This is a genomic window from Micromonospora sp. NBC_01392, assembly GCF_045040125.1.
Classification (GTDB): Bacteria; Actinomycetota; Actinomycetes; order Mycobacteriales; family Micromonosporaceae; genus Micromonospora.
Window position 1 is genome coordinate 6,341,459 of record NZ_CP109549.1, and the last position, 18,773, is coordinate 6,360,231.

Annotated in this window: 22 protein-coding genes and 1 pseudogene; 11 read left to right on the forward strand and 12 right to left on the reverse strand. The window is 72.0% G+C overall.

What is annotated here, in order from left to right:
• Window positions 1-92: 92 nt before the first annotated feature.
• From OG767_RS27570 to OG767_RS27585, 4 genes are all read left to right on the forward strand, one after another.
• Window positions 93-1,520: a metallopeptidase TldD-related protein gene (locus OG767_RS27570; protein ID WP_405094331.1), complete on the forward strand. Its 1,428-nt coding sequence runs from the start codon at window positions 93-95 to the stop codon at window positions 1,518-1,520.
• A gap of 177 nt (window positions 1,521-1,697) precedes the next feature.
• Complete coding sequence (locus OG767_RS27575) at window positions 1,698-2,504, forward strand: hypothetical protein (RefSeq protein ID WP_405091123.1); 807 nt, start codon at window positions 1,698-1,700, stop codon at window positions 2,502-2,504.
• Window positions 2,505-2,515: 11 nt separating this feature from the next.
• Entirely contained in the window at window positions 2,516-4,426 is a 1,911-nt protein-coding gene (locus OG767_RS27580; protein WP_281937885.1) for a fumarate reductase/succinate dehydrogenase flavoprotein subunit, read from the forward strand.
• The gene (locus OG767_RS27585) at window positions 4,426-5,496 is read left to right on the forward strand and encodes a succinate dehydrogenase/fumarate reductase iron-sulfur subunit (protein WP_281937886.1); all 1,071 of its coding nucleotides are present in this window, start codon (window positions 4,426-4,428) and stop codon (window positions 5,494-5,496) included. The genes OG767_RS27580 and OG767_RS27585 overlap by 1 nt, the downstream gene beginning before the upstream one ends.
• Window positions 5,497-5,606: 110 nt before the next feature.
• Here OG767_RS27585 and OG767_RS27590 read toward each other — a convergent pair whose 3' ends face one another.
• Window positions 5,607-5,993: a (deoxy)nucleoside triphosphate pyrophosphohydrolase gene (locus tag OG767_RS27590; RefSeq protein ID WP_405091124.1), complete on the reverse strand. Its 387-nt coding sequence runs from the start codon at window positions 5,991-5,993 to the stop codon at window positions 5,607-5,609.
• Between the two features lie 238 nt (window positions 5,994-6,231).
• On the opposite strand from OG767_RS27590, the gene OG767_RS27595 reads away from it, so the two are divergent.
• The 5 genes from OG767_RS27595 to OG767_RS27615 are packed head-to-tail and all read left to right on the forward strand — an operon-like array spanning window position 6,232 to window position 8,962.
• Window positions 6,232-6,540 (forward strand): 4a-hydroxytetrahydrobiopterin dehydratase, encoded by a 309-nt coding sequence (locus OG767_RS27595; protein WP_405091125.1) that lies wholly within the window; start codon window positions 6,232-6,234, stop codon window positions 6,538-6,540.
• A 31-nt stretch (window positions 6,541-6,571) separates the two neighbouring features.
• Complete coding sequence (locus tag OG767_RS27600) at window positions 6,572-6,934, forward strand: PH domain-containing protein (RefSeq protein ID WP_405091126.1); 363 nt, start codon at window positions 6,572-6,574, stop codon at window positions 6,932-6,934.
• 22 nt (window positions 6,935-6,956) lie between these two features.
• A complete protein-coding gene (locus OG767_RS27605; RefSeq protein WP_405091127.1) occupies window positions 6,957-7,673 on the forward strand; it encodes a vancomycin high temperature exclusion protein in 717 nt (238 codons plus the stop codon).
• 51 nt (window positions 7,674-7,724) lie between these two features.
• Window positions 7,725-8,456 (forward strand): class I SAM-dependent DNA methyltransferase, encoded by a 732-nt coding sequence (locus OG767_RS27610; RefSeq protein ID WP_405091128.1) that lies wholly within the window; start codon window positions 7,725-7,727, stop codon window positions 8,454-8,456.
• Window positions 8,457-8,467: 11 nt separating this feature from the next.
• Window positions 8,468-8,962, forward strand: a complete 495-nt coding sequence (locus OG767_RS27615) for a GNAT family N-acetyltransferase (RefSeq protein ID WP_107159035.1) — start codon at window positions 8,468-8,470, stop codon at window positions 8,960-8,962.
• Window positions 8,963-8,989: 27 nt separating this feature from the next.
• Here the strand turns inward: OG767_RS27615 and OG767_RS27620 are convergent, their stop codons facing one another.
• The 4 genes from OG767_RS27620 to OG767_RS27635 form a co-directional block, all read right to left on the reverse strand.
• Window positions 8,990-9,832, reverse strand: a complete 843-nt coding sequence (locus OG767_RS27620; protein ID WP_405091129.1) for an ABC transporter permease — start codon at window positions 9,830-9,832, stop codon at window positions 8,990-8,992.
• On the reverse strand, window positions 9,829-10,824 hold the full coding sequence (locus OG767_RS27625; protein WP_405091130.1) for an ATP-binding cassette domain-containing protein: 996 nt from the start codon (window positions 10,822-10,824) through the stop codon (window positions 9,829-9,831). Before OG767_RS27625 ends, OG767_RS27620 begins: the two co-directional genes overlap by 4 nt.
• 12 nt (window positions 10,825-10,836) lie before the next feature.
• Entirely contained in the window at window positions 10,837-11,676 is an 840-nt protein-coding gene (locus tag OG767_RS27630; protein ID WP_405091131.1) for a DUF4097 family beta strand repeat-containing protein, read from the reverse strand.
• An 82-nt stretch (window positions 11,677-11,758) separates the two neighbouring features.
• Entirely contained in the window at window positions 11,759-12,277 is a 519-nt protein-coding gene (locus OG767_RS27635; protein ID WP_405091132.1) for an Arc family DNA-binding protein, read from the reverse strand.
• Window positions 12,278-12,529: 252 nt separating this feature from the next.
• On the opposite strand from OG767_RS27635, the gene OG767_RS27640 reads away from it, so the two are divergent.
• Complete coding sequence (locus OG767_RS27640) at window positions 12,530-13,111, forward strand: Uma2 family endonuclease (RefSeq protein ID WP_405091133.1); 582 nt, start codon at window positions 12,530-12,532, stop codon at window positions 13,109-13,111.
• Window positions 13,112-13,132: 21 nt separating this feature from the next.
• Here the strand turns inward: OG767_RS27640 and OG767_RS27645 are convergent, their stop codons facing one another.
• The 6 genes from OG767_RS27645 to OG767_RS27670 form a co-directional block, all read right to left on the reverse strand.
• The gene (locus OG767_RS27645) at window positions 13,133-13,618 is read right to left on the reverse strand and encodes an SRPBCC family protein (RefSeq protein ID WP_405091134.1); all 486 of its coding nucleotides are present in this window, start codon (window positions 13,616-13,618) and stop codon (window positions 13,133-13,135) included.
• A gap of 101 nt (window positions 13,619-13,719) precedes the next feature.
• The gene (locus tag OG767_RS27650; protein WP_405094332.1) at window positions 13,720-14,454 is read right to left on the reverse strand and encodes a cation transporter; all 735 of its coding nucleotides are present in this window, start codon (window positions 14,452-14,454) and stop codon (window positions 13,720-13,722) included.
• The gene (locus OG767_RS27655; protein WP_281937909.1) at window positions 14,454-14,783 is read right to left on the reverse strand and encodes a helix-turn-helix transcriptional regulator; all 330 of its coding nucleotides are present in this window, start codon (window positions 14,781-14,783) and stop codon (window positions 14,454-14,456) included. The genes OG767_RS27650 and OG767_RS27655 overlap by 1 nt, the downstream gene beginning before the upstream one ends.
• Window positions 14,784-14,853: 70 nt before the next feature.
• Entirely contained in the window at window positions 14,854-15,939 is a 1,086-nt protein-coding gene (gene ychF / locus OG767_RS27660) for a redox-regulated ATPase YchF (protein ID WP_281937919.1), read from the reverse strand.
• Between the two features lie 20 nt (window positions 15,940-15,959).
• On the reverse strand, window positions 15,960-16,712 hold the full coding sequence (locus tag OG767_RS27665) for a Type 1 glutamine amidotransferase-like domain-containing protein (protein ID WP_405091135.1): 753 nt from the start codon (window positions 16,710-16,712) through the stop codon (window positions 15,960-15,962).
• 30 nt (window positions 16,713-16,742) lie between these two features.
• The gene (locus OG767_RS27670) at window positions 16,743-17,273 is read right to left on the reverse strand and encodes a MarR family winged helix-turn-helix transcriptional regulator (RefSeq protein ID WP_405091136.1); all 531 of its coding nucleotides are present in this window, start codon (window positions 17,271-17,273) and stop codon (window positions 16,743-16,745) included.
• A 93-nt stretch (window positions 17,274-17,366) separates the two neighbouring features.
• On the opposite strand from OG767_RS27670, the pseudogene OG767_RS27675 reads away from it, so the two are divergent.
• Window positions 17,367-18,137: pseudogene (locus OG767_RS27675) on the forward strand (EamA family transporter); the annotation flags it as partial.
• A 101-nt stretch (window positions 18,138-18,238) separates the two neighbouring features.
• Here OG767_RS27675 and OG767_RS27680 read toward each other — a convergent pair.
• Window positions 18,239-18,715: a hypothetical protein gene (locus tag OG767_RS27680; protein ID WP_405091137.1), complete on the reverse strand. Its 477-nt coding sequence runs from the start codon at window positions 18,713-18,715 to the stop codon at window positions 18,239-18,241.
• Between the last annotated feature and the right edge of the window lie 58 nt (window positions 18,716-18,773).

Genomic DNA, 18,773 nt, shown 5'->3' on the forward strand with positions numbered 1-18,773 from the left:
GCGAACGCACCGAGCGGAGCGAGGGCCGTGAGCGCATGCCCGGTCGGCACGGCATGATCGAACGCACCGAGCGGAGCGAGGGCCGTGAGCGCATGCCCGGTCGGCACGCCATGAGTGACGAGCGGGACCTCGCCGCCCGGGTGGTGGAGCTGGTCCGGCGCGCGGCCGGGCCGGGCGCCGAGGCCGAGGTGGTGGTGACCCGGTCCGATCTGGCGCTGACCCGGTTCGCCAACTCGTTCATCCACCAGAACGTGGCCGAGACCGGCACCGCCGTGCGGCTGCGGCTGCACGTCGACGGCCGGACCGCCGCGGGCGGCGGCAACCGGGTGGACGCCGACGGGTTGACCGCGCTTGTCGAACGCACCCGGGCGGCGGCCCGCCTCGCGCCGCCCGACCCGGCCTGGCCGGGCCTCACCGCGCCGACGTCGACGCCGACCGGCCCCGCCGTCGACGAGGCCACCGCATTCGCGTCGCCCGACGAGCGGGCCGCCCGGGTCCGCGCGTTCGTGGACGCGGTCGACGGGCTGGAGGCGGCCGGTTACTGCCGCACCCTGTACCTGTCCGCCGCGTTCGCCAACTCGGCCGGGCACTCGGCGGTGGGCCGGGCCGCCGAGGCGGCGATGGACGGCATCGCCCGGGCCGGCGGCGCGGACGGGGTGGCCCGCCACTGCGCGGACCGCTTGGCCGACCTGGACGGCGGTGCGCTCGGCGCCCGCGCGGCGGCCAAGGCGCGGGCCGCGGCCGACCCGGTCGAGCTGCCGCCGGGGCACTACGAGGTGGTGCTCGAACCGGCCGCCGTGGCCGACCTGCTCCAGAATCTCGCCTGGTACGGCTTCAACGGCAAGCGGCACGCCGAACGCCAGTCCTTCGCCGAGCCGGGCACGGCCCAGTTCGACCCGGCGGTGACGCTGGTGGACGACCCGCTGCACGCCTCCACGCTGCCGTTCGACCTGGAGGGCACCCCCCGGCGGGCGCTCACCCTGGTGCGGGCGGGCACCACCGAGGCGGTGGCGCACGACCGGCGCAGCGGCGCCGGGGCGGGCACCGGGTCCACCGGGCACGGCATGGCCGGCGGGTCGACGTTCGGCCCGATCCCCAGCAATCTCCGCCTGCTGCCGGCGGACGCCGCCCCGGTGGCGACCGTCGACGGCCCGGCCGGTTCGGTGGGCGCGGGCGTGACCGGTGCGGTGGGCGACCCGGACACGGCGGCCCTGGTGGCCGGCGTCCGGCGCGGGCTGCTGGTCAGCGACTTCTGGTACACGCGGGTGCTGGATCCGAAGCAGCTCGTGGTCACCGGCCTGACCCGCAACGGCGTCTGGCTGGTCGAGGACGGCGTACCGGTGCGGGCGGTGCGCGACTTCCGGTTCACCGAGTCCTATCCGCGTGCCGTGGGGCCGGGCCGGGTGCTCGGCCTGGGCCGGCGGCCGGTCCGGCAGCCGGCCCGGTCCGACGGGTCGTGGTGGGAGGGTCCGGCGCTGCGACTGTCGTCGTGGCACTTCACCGGCGGCGCGTCCGGCTGAGCGTCGCCGCGCATATTGATCATGAGCCGGGTCTTTCCAACCAGCGGGACACACGGGACACTGCGTTGCGCGGCCGGGCCGTGAAGATCGGCGTAACGTGTGTCACTTAGCCGCGCCGGTTCACCGGCGTGGTTCCACGCGTGCGCAGGACGTGACAGTGACGTCAGGGAGACTCGAATGACATCAACGGCAACGAGGCCGCGGGGAGCGCGGGCACGTGCCGCCATCGCGGCGAAGACGTTGCGGACCGACCGATGGTGGCTCGCCCCACTGATCACCGTGGTCGGGCTCAGCGCCTGGGTCATCTACGCGACCGCCCGGGTCTTCATGCACAAGTGGTACTGGGTGGAGCAGTACCACTACCTGACCCCGTTCTACTCCCCCTGCGTGACCGAGCGGTGCGTCGAGGGCTCCTCGCACTTCGGAAGCTTCCTGCCCGGCTGGTGGATCATCCCGGACGCGGCGCTGACCCTGCCGTTCCTGCTGCTGTTCCGGCTGACCTGCTACTACTACCGCAAGGCGTACTACCGGTCGTTCTGGCTGTCGCCGCCGGCCTGCGCCGTGCCGGACGGGCACCAGACGTACAGCGGCGAGACGCGGTTCCCGCTGCTCGGGCAGAACCTGCACCGCTACTTCTTCTACGCCGCCGCGATCATCTCGCTGATCAACACCTGGGACGCCGTCCTCGCCTTCCACTCCCCCGAGGGCTTCGGCTTCGGTCTGGGCAACATCGTCCTGCTGGTCAACGTGGTGATGCTCTGGGCGTACACGATCTCCTGCCACTCCTGCCGGCACATCATCGGTGGCCGGCTCAAGCACTTCTCCAAGCACCCGGTGCGGTACAAGGCGTGGACCGGCGTGTCCTGGTTGAACGTCCGGCACATGCAGCTCGCCTGGATCACGCTCGGCACCCTGGCGTTCACCGACTTCTACGTGATGGCGATCGCCGCCGGCTGGTTCAACGACCTGCGGTTCATCAACTGAGGGCCCCTGACATGACTGAAACGCGAATCGAACGACACCACTACGACGTCGTCGTGATCGGGGCCGGTGGCGCCGGCCTGCGCGCGGCGATCGAGGCCCGGTTGGCCGGCAAGAAGACCGCGATCATCTCGAAGTCGCTGTTCGGCAAGGCGCACACGGTGATGGCCGAGGGCGGTGCCGCGGCGGCCATGGGCAACGTGAACTCGCGGGACAACTGGCAGGTGCACTTCCGGGACACCATGCGCGGCGGCAAGTTCCTGAACAACTTCCGGATGGCCGAGCTGCACGCCAAGGAGTCGCCGCAGCGGATCTGGGAGCTGGAGACGTACGGCGCGCTCTTCGACCGCACCAAGGACGGCAAGATCTCGCAGCGCAACTTCGGTGGCCACGAGTACCCGCGCCTGGCGCACGTCGGCGACCGGACCGGCCTGGAGCTGATCCGCACGCTCCAGCAGAAGATCGTCTCCCTCCAGCAGGAGGACAAGCGCGAGTTCGGCAGCTACGACGCCCGGATCCGGGTGTTCTCCGAGACCACGATCACCGAGCTGCTGCTGGACGGCGACCGGGTGGCCGGCGCGTTCGGCTACTACCGGGAGTCCGGCGAGTTCATCCTCTTCGAGGCGCCGGCCGTGGTGCTGGCCACCGGCGGCGTCGGCCGGTCCTACAAGGTCACCTCGAACTCCTGGGAGTACACCGGGGACGGCCACGCGCTGGCGCTGCGCGCCGGGGCCACGCTGATCAACATGGAGTTCCTCCAGTTCCACCCGACCGGCATGGTCTGGCCGCCCTCGGTGAAGGGCATCCTGGTCACCGAGTCGGTGCGCGGTGACGGCGGCGTGCTGAAGAACTCCGAGGGCAAGCGGTTCATGTTCGACTACGTCCCGGACGTCTTCCGCAAGCAGTACGCGGAGACGGAGGACGAGGCGGACCGCTGGTACACCGACCCGGACAACAACCGGCGTCCGCCGGAGCTGCTGCCCCGCGACGAGGTCGCCCGCGCGATCAACAGCGAGGTCAAGGCCGGTCGGGGTACGCCGGCCGGCGGCGTCTACCTGGACATCGCCTCCCGCAAGTCGGCGGAGGAGATCCAGCGCCGGCTGCCGTCGATGTACCACCAGTTCAAGGAGCTGGCCGACGTCGACATCACGAAGGAGCCGATGGAGGTCGGCCCGACCTGTCACTACGTGATGGGTGGCGTGGAGGTGGACCCGGATTCCGGCGCGGCGGCCGGCACGGTGCGTGGACTCTTCGCCGCCGGTGAGGTCTCCGGCGGCATGCACGGCTCCAACCGGCTCGGCGGCAACTCCCTGTCCGACCTGCTGGTCTTCGGCAAGCGGGCGGGCGGGCACGCCGCGACGTACGCCGACCAGCTCACCGCCCGCCCGGCGGTGTCGGTGGCGGCGGTGGAGGCCGCGGTGGAGACGGCGCTGGCGCCGTTGCAGCGTGACACCGGGGAGAGCCCCTACCAGCTCCAGCAGGATCTCCAGGTGGTGATGGGCGACCTGGTCGGCATCATCCGGCGGGAGGGTGAGCTGGCCGACGCGCTCGGCCGGCTGGCCGAGCTGCGGGAGCGGGTGGCGAAGGTGAGCGCGGTCGGTGGCCGGCGCTACAACCCGGGCTGGCACCTGGCGCTCGACCTGCGCAACATGCTCGTGGTCTCGGAGTGCACCGCGAAGGCGGCGCTGGAGCGGCAGGAGTCGCGCGGCGGGCACACCCGGGAGGACTATCCGGCGATGGACCCGAAGTGGCGGCGGGTCAACCTGGTCTGCTCGCTCGACGGCGACGCGGTCCGGCTGACCCACAAGCCGCTGCCGACGATGCGGCCGGAGCTGATCGGGCTGTTCGACCGGGCCGAGCTGTCGAAATACCTGACCGACGAGGAGCTCGCCGAGTTCGACGCCCGCACCGAGGAGGAGCGCTGATGGGAAGCAAGCGACAGTTCCGCATCTGGCGGGGTGACGAGACCGGCGGCGACCTCCAGGACTACGCGGTCGAGGTGAACGAGGGCGAGGTCGTCCTCGACGTCATCCACCGGCTCCAGGCCACCGAGGCGCCGGACCTGGCGTGCCGCTGGAACTGCAAGGCCGGCAAGTGCGGCTCCTGCTCGATGGAGATCAACGGCAAGCCGCGGCTGGGCTGCATGACGCGGATGTCGACGTTCGAGGAGACGGAGACCGTCACGGTCACGCCGCTGCGGACCTTCCCGGTGATCCGGGACCTGGTCACCGACGTGTCCTTCAACTACGAGAAGGCGCGGGAGACCCCGGCGTTCGCGCCGCCGGCCGACGTGGCGCCCGGTGACTACCGGATGCAGCAGGTCGACGTCGAGCGCTCGCAGGAGTTCCGCAAGTGCATCGAGTGCTTCCTGTGCCAGAACGTCTGTCACGTGATCCGCGACCACGACGAGAACAAGCCGGCGTTCTCCGGTCCCCGGTTCTTCATCCGGGCCTCCGAGCTGGACATGCACCCGCTCGACACGCGTACCGACCGCAAGGAGTACGCGCAGTCCGAGATGGGGCTCGGGTTCTGCAACATCACGAAGTGCTGCACCGAGGTCTGCCCCGAGCACATCAAGATCACCGACAACGGGATCATCCCCATGAAGGAACGGGTCGTGGACCGCAGGTACGATCCCCTTGTGTGGCTCGGTAACAAGATCTTCCGGAGGGGTCAAGTGCCTCAGACCAGCGCGACCAGCGGGCATTCCAGTGGTGCGGTGACCACCGGCGCGGCTCACCGTGGGGTGCACTCGCACGCCGGCGGTTCGCACGACAGCGGTGCCGAGCGCCAGGCCCAGCAGGGCGTCAACTGGCAGCGCGAGGTGCCGCACCCGACCGCTCCGGCGGTGGACGCCAACGGCAAGCTGCCGCTGACCGAGCTGACCTTCGACCGGGCCGCCGCGCCGTCGCCGTTCGGCGACGACGTGGAGTTCCCGCTGCCGGCGGAGCACCTCAACTTCGCCCACCCGCAGCAGGACGAGCCGAAGCACTGACCAGCGGCGCGACGATGACGGGGGCCAGCGGCACACGCCGCCGGCCCCCGTCCCGTTTCCGCCCGGCTGTCCGGTTCGGCGGGTCTGATCCTGCCGGCGGCGGGCGCGGCTCAGGGCTTGGCGAGCAGCGGACGCAGCGCGGGCACGATCGGCACGTCGGCCGGCAGCCATTCGACGGTGTCCAGCTCGGTCGCGGAGAGCCAGCGCAGCTCGGCGTGTTCCAGCGCGGTCGGCTGGTCGCCGTGCAGCAGGCGGGCCGCGTAGACCCGCAGGACGGACCGGCCGTGCGCCATCCGGACGTCCCGCCCGACCCGGGTGCCGACCGCGACCCGGACGCCCAGCTCCTCGGCGCACTCCCGGGTCAGCGCGTCGACCTCGGTCTCCCCGGGCTCGACCTTGCCGCCGGGGAACTCCCACCGCCCCGCCACCTCGGGCGGCGCGGCGCGCTCGCAGGCGAGGACCCGGCCGGCCACGATGATCGCCGCTCCGACGACCACCCTCGGCTCCCGCCGGTCGGCCTGCCCATTTCCGCTAACCCGTTCGGTCCGCACGGGCCACCAGCGTGCCAGATCAATCGGCGGTTTGGGTAGCTGAGTCGGCCATCAGGCCAGCAGAACACGGAAGTGTGGGCGTGGACACACCATCTGTGCGACGACAGACTAGAGGGCGTCGACTGGGACACGGGATGGCGACGATTTGGCCACAAGCCGGCAACGACGCCTGGGAGGTGCGGTGATGCGCGTGCTGTTCAGCAGCCGGGCGAAGCACGACTACCTCAGCGACGCGCTCGCCCTGCTGCCCGGGTGGACGCGCGAGGGCGAGCAGCTCAGTCGCATGCTCGCCCTGGACGACACCCAGCACGCCGCGCTCACCGAGCGGGTGGCGGTGGTCGCCGACGCGCTGCGACTGCGCCCCGAGATCAGTCGCCAGGCCGGGCGGACCCGGATCAGGCTGGGGCACGACGACGGCGAGCCGCTCACCGAGGGTGAGGTGCTGCTCGCGGCGCGCATCGAGGACGCGGTCCGGGCGGTCACCGCGCCCTGAACACTGGCGCGCCTGCCCTACCGTCGAGGACATGTCTGGTCCGACGTACGACCGCAAGGAACAGTTCCAGCAGATCCAGAGCGGGCTGCTGCCCGGGGAGCAGATCATCGCCGTCTACGACGCGATCGGCACCGGCACCGGCTTCATCGGCCTGACCGACCGGCGCGTGATCGTCCAGGACCGCTCGTTCGTCGGCAAGCGGTACGCCATCACGAGCATCCCGTACTCGAAGATCACCAGCGTGAGCGTGGTGAGCAACAAGTCCTGGGGTGGCTCGTTCTTCTCCACCGGTGCGATCGCCGTGCACGTCGGCACGCACACCTACGAGGTGGAGTTCCGGGGCGCGGACAAGAGCCACCACGTGCACAACGTCATCCTGCACCACATCTCCTGAGCGGCCTGGCACAATCGCCGCCATGCGGGGGCTGACGGCACGCTGGCGCACCTGGCACGACGGGCACCGGCGGGCCGTACGCCTGATCCGCCGGCTGCTGCTGACCGGCGTCGCCGGCGCGGTGCTGCTGGCGGTGGCGACGGCGGCCAGCGTGGCCTGGGTCCGCGGCGACGCCGAGGGGCACGTGTTCACCGTCGCCGACGTGCCGGACGCGCCGGTGGCGCTGGTGCTCGGCGCCAAGGTCGAGCCGGACGGCGCGCCGTCGCCGTTCCTGGCCGCCCGGCTGGAGATCGCCCGGCAGTTGTACGCGGCCGGCAGGGTCAAGGTGGTGCTGGTCTCCGGCGACCACATGGACTGGGACTACGACGAGCCGGACGCGATGCGACGCTGGCTCGTCGACCGGGGGGTGCCGGCGGAGAAGGTGGTGCTCGACCACGCCGGCTTCGACACCTACGACTCGTGCGTCCGGGCCCGGCGGATCTTCGGCGTGCGGCGGGCCATCGTGGTCACCCAGTCGTTCCACCTGCCCCGCGCGGTGGCGCTCTGCCGGCACGTCGGGGTGACGGCCGACGGCGTGGGCGACGACACCGCCCGCCGGTACGCCCGGCAGTGGCGGATCAGCAGCGCCCGGGAGTACGGCGCCAGCGTGAAGGCCGCGGTGGACGTGCTCTCCGGCCGGGACCCGGTGCACCTCGGCCGGCACGAGACCGGCGTGGACGACGCCCTGCGGGCGGGCTGACCGCCGGTAATCCGGTTGTGGTGCCGGGACGACCACTGGTCTGCTGACGCAATGTCCGTCTTCGATGATCCCGGCCTGTTCGGCCGACTCTGGGCCGCGAACTACGACGGCCCCGGCAATCCCGACCCGACGCCGGCCGTCGACTTCCTCGCGCCCGTCGCCGAGGGCGGACCGGTGCTCGAACTCGCCATCGGCACCGGCCGGGTGGCCCTGCCGCTGGCCGCGCGCGGCCTCGCCGTGGAGGGCGTCGAGGCGTCCCCGGAGATGGTCGCGCAACTGCGCGCCAAGCCGGGCGGCGAGCACCTGCCGGTCACCATCGGCGACATGGCGGACGTCCCGGTGTCCGGGCCGTACCGTCTGGTCTTCCTGGTCTTCAACACGCTGTTCAACCTGGTCGACGCGGAGCGTCAGGCGGCGTGCTTCGGCAACGTCGCGCGGGTGCTGGCGCCCGGCGGCGCGTTCGTCATCGAGACGTTCGTGCCCGACCCGGCCGACTTCGACCGCAACGAGCAGGTCCAGGTCCGGGAGGTGACCGAGGACTCGGCCACCATCCGGATGCACCGGTACGACCGGGCGGCGCAGACGTTCGTGCGGCAGACCATCACGTTCGACGCCGACGGCGTCCACCTCAAGCCGTTCGCCATGCGCTACGCCTGGCCGGAGCAGATCGACGAGATGGCGGAGCGGGCCGGGCTCCACCTCGCCGAGCGGTACGCCGACTGGGACCGGACGCCGTTCGACGCGGACAGCCGCACGCACATCTCGGTCTACCGCCTCCGGTAACGTCTTCGCCGATGACCGTCACCGTTGCCGCGATGGACGACACGCACGCCGATGCCGTGCTGGAGATCTACCGCCTCGGCATCGCCGAGGGCGACGCCACGTTCGAGACCGAGCCGCCGGAGTGGCCCCGGTTCACCGCCGGCCGGTTGCCCGGCCACCGGTGGGTGGCGCTCGACGCGGGCGGACGGCTGCTCGGCTGGGTGGCCTGCTCGGCGGTCTCCGACCGCTGCGTCTACGCCGGGGTGGTCGAGCACTCCGTCTACGTGCATCCCGAGGCGCGGGGCCGCGGCGTCGGCCGGCTGCTGCTGGACGCGCTGATCGACTCCACCGAGGCGGCCGGCGTCTGGACCATCCAGTCCGGCGTGTTCCCGGAGAACACCGCCAGCCTGGCGCTGCACGCGGCCCGCGGCTTCCGGGTGGTCGGCACCCGGGAGCGGATCGGCCGGCACCACGGTGTCTGGCGGGACGTCACGCTCATCGAACGCCGCAGCCCCCGGATCCGCTGACTCGCGGACCGGGGGCGGGCGCCGCAGCTAGCGGGACTCGCGGTTGAACAGCCGCCTGGACCAGAGGTACCCGCCGAGCGCGACGACGGCGCACCAGCCGAGCGCGAGCCAGCCGTCGTTGCCGAGCGGCGTGCCCATCAGCAGGCCGCGCAGGCTCTCGATGATCGGGGTGAACGGCTGGTACTCGGCGAACCAGCGCAGGCCGGCCGGCATCGAGTCGGTGGGGACGAACCCGCTGCCGAGGAACGGCAGCAGGATCAGCGGCATCGGCAGGTTGCTCGCGGTCTCCACGCTCTCGCTGACCTGGCCGAGCGCGACCGCCAGCCAGACCAGCGCGAACGTCACCGCCGCGAGCAGGCCGACCGCGCCCAGCCAGCCGACCGGCCCGGCGGTGGGACGGAAGCCGACAAGCAGCGCCACGCCGATCACCACGGCCAGGCTGAACGCCGCCTGGATCATGCTGCCGAGGACGTGTCCGGTCAGCACCGAGACGCGGGCGATGTGCATGGTGCGGAACCGGGCGATGATGCCCTCGGTCAGGTCCATCGCGATCGAGATGGCGGTCCCCTGGACCGTGGCCGCCACCGTCATCAGGATGATCGCCGGCGCCACGTAGTTGGCGTACGCGGCCCGGGTCCCCGCACCGGCCGCGCCGCCACCGGCCGTCGACCCCCCGGCGCCGCTCCCGAGCCCGGCGCCCAGCGTGCCGCCGAACACGTAGACGAAGAGCAGCAGGAAGACCACGGGCATCCCGATGAGCATCACGGTCATCGACGGGTAGCGCAGCATGCGCCGGAGGTTGCGGCGCAGCATCGTCACCGAGTCGCGCAGCGGGTGGAACCGGAGGTCGGCGTGGGTGGAGACGCTCATCGCGTGGTCACCTTCCCGTCGGTGGGCTGGGCGGTGCGGGTGTCGGTGGGTCCGCCGGCCAGGGTGTCGGTGGGTCCGCCGGTCAGGGTGAGGAAGACGTCGTCGAGGTCGGGGGTGTGCACGGACAGCTCGTCGACCTCGACGCCACCGTCGTCGAGCCGGCCGATCAGCGACCGCAGCGACCGCAGGCTGCCGTCGCCGGGCACCCGCAGGGTGAGCGCGTCGGTGTCGCGGGTGGCCCGGTCGAGCACGCGTACCGCCGCGTCGAGGCCCGCCGGGTCGGCGAACCGCAGCCGGACGTGCCCGCCCGGAATGCGGCGCTTCAACTCCTCGGGGGTGCCCTCGGCGACCACCCGGCCGTGGTCGAGCACCGCGATCCGGTCGGCCAACTCGTCCGCCTCCGCCAGGTACTGGGTGGTCAGGAAGATGGTCACACCGCCGGCCACCAGCTCGCGGACGATCTGCCACACGTCCCGGCGGCTGCGCGGGTCGAGCCCGGTGGTCGGCTCGTCCAGGAAGATCACCCGAGGGTCGCCGACCAGCGTCATCGCCAGGTCGAGTCGCCGCAGCATGCCCCCGGAGTAGGTCGACGCCGGCTTCCCGGCCGCCCCGGTCAGGTCGAACCGTTCGAGCAGCCGGGTGGCCCGCCGCCGGCCCTCGGGGCGGGCGAGGTGGTGCAGGTCCGCCATCAACCGCAGGTTCTCCTCGCCGGTGAGCAGCTTGTCCACCGCGGAGAACTGACCGGTGACACCGATCGCGGCGCGTACCGCGTCCGGCTCGCGGGCCAGGTCGTGCCCGGCGACCCGGACCTCACCGCCGTCGGCGGCGAGCAGTGTGGACAGGATCCGCACGGTGGTGGTCTTCCCGGCGCCGTTCGCGCCGAGCAGCGAGAAGACCGTGCCTTCGGGTACGCGCAGGTCGACGCCGTCGAGCACGACGTGCTCGCCGAACGACTTCCGGAGCCCGGTCACGGCGATCTGATGTGTGGTCACGGTGTCCTCCCGTCAGGACCGGTGGATGGTGATGTCGCCGTAGGAGGTCCGGCCGCGTACCTCGACGGTTTCCTCGGTGCCGCCGGGCCGCGCGGTGCTCTCCAGGTGGTTGTGCACCTGGCCGAAGCCGGTGTTGACCTCCAGCCAGGCGGCGGTGCCCGCCGCGACGCCGATGTCCAGGTCGCCCATGGCGGTGCCGAGCACCACCGAGCCGCGCGTCACCTCGGCGACCCGGATGCCGCCGTTGGAGGTCTTCGCGTCGACGCCGGCACCGGCGTGCGCCACCTCGATGGCGCCGTTGGCATTACGTATCCGTACGTCACCGGTGGCCGCGTCGATCGTGGTGTCGCCGTTGGAGTTCTTCACCGCCACGGCGCCCCCGACGTTGCCGACCCGCACCGTGCCGGAGCCGGTGGAGATCTCCGCGTCGCCGGTGACGTCGCCGACGGTGACGTGACCGACGCCGGTGTGCAGGCGCAACGGCCCGGTCCGCTCCAGCCGGACGTTGCCGGTGGTCTTCACCCGGGTCTCGCCGAGCCGGCCGGTGGCGTGCACGTCGCCCAGCAGCAGGTGCGCGGCGAGCCGGGAGTCGCTGGGCAACTCGATGGAGACATCCACCGACCTGCTCTTCTTCGAGAAGTCGAAGGTGCGCTTCGGGCCGGTCACGTGGAGCGTGCCGTTGGCGAACTCGACGCGTACCTGGGCGGCGGCCTGGACGTCGGACTCGTCGTCACCGTTGCTCGGGCGGACCTCCACCACGGTGTCGGCGCGGTCGCCGGCGGCCACCCGCACGGCGGCGACGCCGAGTTCCATCGTGACGGAGATCGATTCGGGTGTGTCGAAAACAGGCATGGTTGTCCCCACATCCTGGGTCGGTGAGTCGTCCCCGCAGGTCAGGGGGACGTGAGGAGAAAAGCCGGGTGGCGCGGTGCGGTCAGTGCACCCAGCCGGTGAAGCGCTGCTGGGACCGTTGCCCGCTGGCGCGGGGCTCGGGACGCGGCTCCCGGTCGCCTCGGGACAGGCCGGCGGCGGCGGCCCGGACCAGCCAGGCGTTGACCGAGCGCCCCTCGGCGGAGGCGGCCTCCTCGACCGCGGCCTTGAGCTGCTCCGGCATGCGTACGTTGATCCGGGCGACCGGGCCGTCCTCGCTGATCGGCAGGTCGATGTCCGGTGCCGCGCCCTGGTCGGACGCCGCCGGGAGCGGCTCGGCCGGCGGTGGGGTCACCACGAAGTCCGGGTCCCGGCCGCGCAGCCGCACCTCCACCGAGCCGGGGGCGAGTTCCCGGGTGATCTCGTCTGCGGCGGCCGACAGCGCGTCCAGCAGCGTCATCCGGATCGCCGACTCCAGCGGCCCGGTCAGGCGCTCGACCAGCGCACGCGACTCTTCACCGCCGGCTTCGGCGAGCGTGGCGAACTCCCGCCCGAGGTTGCTCACATACGAGGTCAAGTCCATGGCACTACTGTGGCACAGTCATGGCATCACCGCAAGCCGCAATGATGCCACGATGGCACCCCTTCCGGGTTGGCTCATGCATCGCCCCTGCTTAAGATCTGCTCTGAGCTTGGCGCCACGGTGATGCCACACCATCCCTTCCCTGTCTCGCCAGCGCCCAAGGCATGCCTTTGATCTCTCGCAGAGCACCGCCGGCAGGGTCGCCCGAAGGATGCGCCGACCAGACCTGTTACTCGGTACTACCGTGAGGCCATGACTGCGGTGCCCGAGTGGATGCGGCCACCTCGCCCCGAGGGCTGGCACGCCGAGGAGCTGGACCAGCTCGCCGACGCCCCGCGTCACACCGAACTCATCGACGGAGCACTCGCCCTGAGGACTTCTCCCCAGCGGGTCTGGCACGCCCGTATGGTCACCGCACTGGTGAACGCCCTCACCGAGCAGGCACCGACAGGCGTCGAGGTCGATCGGGAAATCACGATTCGACTCGACCGATGGAACCGCCCCGAGCCCGATCTTCTTGCCACAACGGCGCCCTACGACCCGTCCCGCACCTTCTACACGCCGGAAGAGACGCTGCTGGTGGTCGAGGTGGTCTCGCCCGAGTCGGCGCACCGGGACCGCAACGTCAAGCTACGCAAGTACGCGGAAGCGGGGATCGCGAACTACTGGCGCATCGAGGACGAGGACGGCTCCCCAGTGGTCTACACGTACGAGATCGACGGCCCCACCCGGTCGTACGCGCCGACCGGAATCCATCGGCGTGAGCTGCGCACCTCGTTGCCGTTCCCGATCAAGATCGACCTGACCGGGTTGGTGCCCGGCCGCAAGAGCTGACCCGATCCCTGCCAGGTGGTTTCACTCCGCCCCCTCAGCTTGGCGTTGAGGCCGGGACAAGGTGTCCGCGAGATAGGCGTTGCGGCGGGCGATGAGGCGTCGCAGGTACGGCCGCAGGATCAAGCGGGCCACCAGGCGACCGAGGGGGCCCATCGGCGCCGTGAAGTCGATGACGTCGCGCATGACGGTCGCCGCGCGGTCAGCCGGGTTCCGGGTGAACCTGTGTTCGTGGCGCCATCGACGGAACGGGCCGCTGACCTGCTCGTCCGTGAATCCGTACGGTCGTCGGTAGTCGGTGATCCGGACCGTCATCCGCCACGGCAAGCCGAAGTGCCGAGCTTCCCATGTCACGGTGTCGCCGGGCGCCAGCCGGCCGGTCGTCACGCCACCGACCGCCCGTTCGGCGCTGTTCCCCATGGAATCGGTGTGCGTGTCAACGTCGAGGCAGGCGTCGAAGACGGCTTCCGGGGCTGCGTGAACATCCGTGGTCAGCTCGATGCGCGGCACACCGCCAACGGTAGGCCCAGCGTCTTGACGCATCGACAGCGCGTTGCTTCTCGCCCCGTCGCACAGTCAGCCGTCGAAGCGGCGCCCGCAGCGCCGGAAGATCACTTCGTCTCGCCTGAACAGCAGGAACAGCCGGGTTCGCACTCGCAGGTGTCGGCGCTGTCACGCTGACCGGCAGGTGAAGCTGAGCCGTTGACCGGCATTGCACAGCAGGCGTCCCCGCGCCACGCCGCTCGCCCCTCCTTGACCGCCACCACGGCGATGACGAGCGCGGCAAGCGGATCGGCCCAGGACCAGCCGAAGAGGCTGTTGAGACCCAAGCCGACGAGCAGCACGGCGGACAGATAGGTGCAGAGCAGGGTCTGCTTGGAGTCGGCCACCGCTGATCGGGAGCCCAACTCGCGCCCGGCCCGCCGCTGCGCGTAGGACAGCACCGGCATGATCAGCAAGGACAGGGCAGCCAGGACCAGGCCGACGGTGGAGTGTTCGGCCTCTCCGCCGCCGGCCAGCGCCCGCACCGACTCCACGGTCACGTACGCGGCCAGCGCGAAGAACGACACCGCGATGATCCGCAGTGCGGCCTTCTCCCGCGCCTCAGGGTCACGGCCGGCGAACTGCCACGCCACCGCCGCTGCCGAGGAAACCTCGATCACCGAGTCCAGACCGAAGCCGATCAGGGCGGTGGAGGAGGCCGCAGCACCGGCCGTGATCGCCACCACCGCCTCGATCACGTTGTAGGTGATCGTTGCCGCCACCAGCAAACGCACCCGTCGCGCGAGCACCGCACGACGGGCCGCGCCGCCACCGGATCGGACCTGCAGCAGAGGGGCGGACATCAACAGCAGCCCTTCTCGTCGGCGTCCGCGCACATCGTCGGATCGACCGTCAGCACCAGGTTCAGCAGGTCACCGAGAGCATGCGCCAGCCGCGCGTCGGTCAGCTCGTAGCGCGTGCGCCGCCCCTCGGGCACCGCCACGACCAGACCACAGCCGCGCAGGCAGGCAAGGTGGTTGGACAGGTTCTGGCGAGTCGTCCCGAGCAGGTCGGCCAGCTCCGCCGGATAGCCCGGAGCGTCCCGCAGCGCCAGGAGCAACCGCGCTCGGATGGGATCGGACAACGCATGGCCGAACCGGGCCAGCACATGCCCGTGCGTCAGGATCTCCACCCGACGACAGTACAGCGATTGCTGAATTCAGTGCCAACCGTACCGATCCTGCCGTCCCGACGGGCCGGAGTCAGACGTTGAAGCGGAACTCCACCACGTCGCCGTCCTGCATGACGTACTCCTTGCCCTCGATCCGGACCTTGCCGGCGGCCTTCGCCGCCGCCATCGATCCGGCCGCGACCAGATCGGCGTAGGAAACCACCTCGGCCTTGATGAAGCCGCGCTGGAAATCGCTGTGGATCACCCCGGCGGCCTCCGGCGCGGTCGCCCCGATCGGGACGGTCCAGGCCCGCGCCTCCTTGGGGCCGGCCGTGAGGTACGTCTGGAGCCCGAGCGTCCGGAAGCCCACCCGGACCAACTGGTCCAGGCCCGGCTCGGACTGCCCGATCGACTCCAGCAGCTCGCGGGCCTCGTCCTCGGGCAGGTCCACCAGCTCGGACTCGATCTTGGCGTCCATGAAGACCGCCTCGGCGGGCGCGACCAGCGCGCGCAGCTCGTCGAGGAACGCGGCGTTGCCCAACTCGGCCTCGTCGACGTTGAAGACGTAGATGAACGGCTTGGTGGTGAGCAGGTGCAGCTCACGCAGGTGCTCCAGCTCGACCTTCGCGGCGGCGGCGCCCGCGTACAGCGTGACGCCGTTGTCGAGGACCTCGACGGCCTTCTTGGCGGCCTCGACGGCGGCGGCCCGGTCCTTGCGGAGCTTGGCCTCCTTCTCCAGCCGCGGCAGCGCCTTCTCCAGCGTCTGGATGTCGGCCAGGATCAGCTCGGTGTTGATCGTCTCGATGTCGTCGGCGGGCGAGACCTTGCCGTCGACGTGCACCACGTTCGGGTCGGAGAACGCGCGCACCACCTGGCAGATCGCCGAGGCGTCGCGGATGTTGGCCAGGAACGCGTTGCCCCGGCCCTGTCCCTTCGAGGCGCCCCGGACCAGGCCGGCGATGTCGACGAACGAGACCGGCGCGGGCAGCACCTTCTGCGAGGAGAAGATCTCGGCCAGCCTGCCCAGGCGCTCGTCGGGCAGCCCGACCACGCCGACGTTCGGCTCGATGGTGGCGAACGGGTAGTTCGCGGCGAGCACGTCGTTCTTGGTCAGCGCGTTGAACAGGGTGCTCTTGCCCACGTTGGGCAGGCCGACGATGCCGATGGTGAGACTCACGACGAGCCAGCTTACGCGGTCTACCGGCCGTCCGGCCCGGCGGGCAGCAGCCGGGGCTCGATCCGGGTCTCCCGCACCGTCCCGTCGTCGGCGCGCACCAGCTCGTACGCGGCCACGTCCGGCCGGTCCGCCACCGCCTCGACCAGCCGGGTCCCCCGGTAGATCAGCCCGACGCCGTCGTCGGTGCAGTGGCTGGTCGGCAGCGTCCCGTCGGCGACCAGCCGGTGCATCAGCGGCCGGCGCTGCTCCTCGCTGTCGTAGTGCACGCCGTTGCCGTACGGGAGCCAGCCCAGCCCGTCGGTGAACGGACGCAGCTCCGGGCCGTAGCTGTCGGTGGCGCCACCGGTGTGCCAGCAGATCGAGCCGGCGGAGACGCCGCCGAGCACCACGCCGGCCTGCCAGCACTCGTGCAGGATCTCCGGCAGGCCGTGCACCCGCCACACCGCGCACAGGTTGGCGACGCTGCCGCCGCCGACCCAGATGACGTCCTGCGCCAGCAGGTGGGCGCGGATGTCGTCGACGTTGGGCATGGGGTACAGCGCCAGGTGGGACGCGCGGAACCGGGTGTCGGCGAACGCGCCGTAGAACACGGTGAGGCCGGTCGGCTGGTCGCCGACGGCCTGGCCGAGGTAGCAGACCCGGGGCGCGTCACCGGCACCGGCCAGCTCGGCCATGTGGTCGAAGAGCTGACTGGGCCGGGCGTCCCAGGGGCCGCGCCGGCGACTGAAGTAGCCCATGCTGGTGGCGACGATGGTCGGTTCGGTGGCGGGCATGGGTGTCCTTCCGGCCGGCGACGGTGGAGATCATTGTGCCTCGTCCGCCGGCCCGCCGGACGGGCCGTCCGCCGTCTGGGCGGCGGTGAGCAGCGCGCGCAGCAGGTCGGCCAGTCGGTCCCGGTCGGCGGGGGGCAGCGCGTCGAGGATCCGCCGCTGCACCTCCAGCCCGGCCTCCGCCGACTCCTCGACGATCTGCCGGCCGGCGTCGGTGAGGCTGACCCGCAGCGCCCGCCGGTCCCCCGGGTCCGGCGCGCGGCGGACCAGCCCGGCGCGTTCCAGCCGGTCGAGCCGGCCGGTCATCCCGCCGGAGGTGAGCATCAGCGCGGCGGTGAGCGCCTTCGGCGCCAGCGTGTACGGCGGGCCGGACCGGCGCAGCGCGGCGAGCACGTCGAACTCGCCGCGTCCGATGCCCCAGCGGGCGTACACCTGTTCCTGCCGGTCGCCGACCAGCCGGGACAGCCGGTAGATGCGGCCGAAGACGGCCATCGGCTCGGGCCGCATGCCGGGCCGTTCCCGACGCCACTGCTCGACGATCAGGTCCACCTCGTCCGCTGCCACGGCTGTCGATTGTGCCGCACGTCGCCCTTCCGCTTTCACTCGACGCCAAGTAGCTTAGCTCTAAGATACTTACCACTGTGAGAAGAGGCAGGGATGACCCGCCGGACCGACGTCGCGCTCACCGCGATCGCGCCCGTCACCTGGGGCAGCACCTACCTGGTGACCGCCGAGCTGCTGCCCGCTGACCGGCCGCTCTGGGCCGGGGCGATCCGCGCCCTCCCCGCCGGCCTGCTGCTGCTCGCCCTGACCCGCCGCCGACCGCACGGCATCTGGTGGGGCCGGGCCGCCCTGCTCGGCACGCTCAACATCGGGGCGTTCTTCCCGCTGCTCTTCGTCGCCGCCTACCGGTTGCCCGGCGGCACCGCGGCCGTGCTCGGCGCGGCCCAGCCCCTGCTGGTCGCGGTGCTCACGGTCGCCCTGCTCCGGGACCGGCCCGGCCGCACGGCGCTGCTCGCCGCCGTCGCCGCCCCGGCCGGCGTCGCCCTGGTGGTGCTGCGGCCGGGCGCCGGCCTCGACGCGCTCGGCGTCGCCGCCGGCCTGGCCGGCACCGCCGCGATGGCCGCCGGCCTGGTGCTCACCCGCCGCTGGGGGCGCCCGCCCGGGGTCGGCACGCTCGCGGCCACGAGCTGGCAGCTCGTCGCCGGCGGCCTGCTGATCACCCCGGTCGCCGCCGTCGTCGAAGGAGCGCCGCCCGCGCCGGACGGGCCGGCCCTGCTCGGGTACGCGTGGCTCGGGCTGGTCGGCACCGCGCTGGCGTACGCGCTCTGGTTCCGGGGCGCGGCCCGGCTGCCGGTGGCCCGGGTGTCAATGCTCGGCGCGCTCAGCCCGCTGACCGCCGCGGCGCTCGGCTGGCTGGCGCTCGGCCAGGCGCTCGGCCCGATCCAGCTCGCCGGCTTCGCGGTGGCGGTCGCCGCCATGGTGCTCGGGCAGCTCCCGGACCGACACGCTCGGGGCGCGACCGCCGCTCAGCCGGCTCGCAACCGGCGCCAGTCGGCGGGCACCGTGTCGACCGGAACGCCCTCGGGCAGCGCGCCGGACGGCAGCTCCGCCGCGGCGGCGAGCGGCAGGGTGAACCGGTGGCCGGCGGCGGGCCCGGCCTCGTGTGACCGGTCGAGCAGCCAGCGCACCTCGTCGGCGGTCCAGCCGAGACCGCGCCGGCCGGCGATCTCCCCGACCAACCGCACGCCGACCCGGGTGTCGTCGTCGTAGAAGCGCATGCACCAGTGGTGCGCCCACATGCCGAGCGCGCGCAGGCCGGCCGCGTCGAGCGAGCCGACCAGCCGGCCGCAGGCGGTCTCGGCGAACGGCCGTGTCGGGTCGTCGGCGCGGTCCCGTTCGATCGCGCCGTAGGCGGCCGGCGCCACCGCCCGCATCCGGTCGTAGAAGCCCTGCACCACCGCGGTGTCGAGTGGTGCTCGCCCCCGCCCGGCCACGCTCGCCATGCCCCGCACCTTTTCTGGAGTTGGTGGCGGGACGGTACCGACCACTTACGACACTTTC

Excerpts from the sequence above, each read along its gene's own strand:
- OG767_RS27570 (WP_405094331.1), top strand. The coding sequence starts at position 93 with ATGCCCGGTCGGCACGCCATGAGTGACGAGCGGGACCTCGCCGCCCGG.
- OG767_RS27575 (WP_405091123.1), top strand. The coding sequence starts at position 1,698 with ATGACATCAACGGCAACGAGGCCGCGGGGAGCGCGGGCACGTGCCGCC.
- OG767_RS27580 (WP_281937885.1), top strand. The coding sequence starts at position 2,516 with ATGACTGAAACGCGAATCGAACGACACCACTACGACGTCGTCGTGATC.
- OG767_RS27585 (WP_281937886.1), top strand. The coding sequence starts at position 4,426 with ATGGGAAGCAAGCGACAGTTCCGCATCTGGCGGGGTGACGAGACCGGC.
- OG767_RS27595 (WP_405091125.1), top strand. The coding sequence starts at position 6,232 with ATGCGCGTGCTGTTCAGCAGCCGGGCGAAGCACGACTACCTCAGCGAC.
- OG767_RS27600 (WP_405091126.1), top strand. The coding sequence starts at position 6,572 with ATGTCTGGTCCGACGTACGACCGCAAGGAACAGTTCCAGCAGATCCAG.
- OG767_RS27605 (WP_405091127.1), top strand. The coding sequence starts at position 6,957 with ATGCGGGGGCTGACGGCACGCTGGCGCACCTGGCACGACGGGCACCGG.
- OG767_RS27610 (WP_405091128.1), top strand. The coding sequence starts at position 7,725 with ATGTCCGTCTTCGATGATCCCGGCCTGTTCGGCCGACTCTGGGCCGCG.
- OG767_RS27615 (WP_107159035.1), top strand. The coding sequence starts at position 8,468 with ATGACCGTCACCGTTGCCGCGATGGACGACACGCACGCCGATGCCGTG.
- OG767_RS27620 (WP_405091129.1), bottom strand. The coding sequence starts at position 9,832 with ATGAGCGTCTCCACCCACGCCGACCTCCGGTTCCACCCGCTGCGCGAC.
- OG767_RS27630 (WP_405091131.1), bottom strand. The coding sequence starts at position 11,676 with ATGCCTGTTTTCGACACACCCGAATCGATCTCCGTCACGATGGAACTC.
- OG767_RS27635 (WP_405091132.1), bottom strand. The coding sequence starts at position 12,277 with ATGGACTTGACCTCGTATGTGAGCAACCTCGGGCGGGAGTTCGCCACG.
- OG767_RS27640 (WP_405091133.1), top strand. The coding sequence starts at position 12,530 with ATGACTGCGGTGCCCGAGTGGATGCGGCCACCTCGCCCCGAGGGCTGG.
- OG767_RS27650 (WP_405094332.1), bottom strand. The coding sequence starts at position 14,454 with ATGTCCGCCCCTCTGCTGCAGGTCCGATCCGGTGGCGGCGCGGCCCGT.
- OG767_RS27665 (WP_405091135.1), bottom strand. The coding sequence starts at position 16,712 with ATGCCCGCCACCGAACCGACCATCGTCGCCACCAGCATGGGCTACTTC.
- OG767_RS27680 (WP_405091137.1), bottom strand. The coding sequence starts at position 18,715 with ATGGCGAGCGTGGCCGGGCGGGGGCGAGCACCACTCGACACCGCGGTG.